The following is a 541-nucleotide window of genomic DNA, read 5'->3' on the forward strand; positions in this document are numbered from 1 at the left end:
GGGCGAACAGCCCAACCCTTGGGACCTTCTCCAGCCCCAGGATGTGACGAGCCGACATCGAGGTGCCAAACCATTCCGTCGATATGAGCTCTTGGGAATGATCAGCCTGTTATCCCCGGAGTACCTTTTATCCTTTGAGCGATGGCCCTTCCATGCGGAACCACCGGATCACTATGCTCTAGTTTCCTACCTGATCGACTTGTATGTCTCCCAGTCAAGCGCCCTTATGCCATTACACTCTGCGACCGGTTACCAATCGGTCTGAGGGCACCTTTAGAAGCCTCCGTTACGCTTTTGGAGGCGACCACCCCAGTCAAACTACCCACCATACAGTGTCCTCCTAACTAGGAGTTAGAACTCAAACAACCGAAGGGCCGTATTTCAACGTCGGCTCCACAAATACTGGCGTACCTGCTTCAAAGCCTCCGGCCTATCCTACACATCGTCTGCCCAAACTCAATGTAAAGCTATAGTAAAGGTTCACGGGGTCTTTTCGTCCCATCGCGGGTAATCGGCATCTTCACCGATACTACAATTTCAC

General features: G+C 52.3%; 1 rRNA gene. It reads right to left on the bottom strand.

Going from position 1 to position 541, the window contains the following annotated elements:
* Nucleotides 1–541: ribosomal RNA gene (locus tag WS34_RS15120) — 23S ribosomal RNA — on the bottom strand; the annotation flags it as partial.

Source organism: Odoribacter sp. N15.MGS-14, from assembly GCF_000980245.1.
Taxonomy (GTDB): Bacteria; Bacteroidota; Bacteroidia; order Bacteroidales; family Marinifilaceae; genus Odoribacter; species Odoribacter splanchnicus.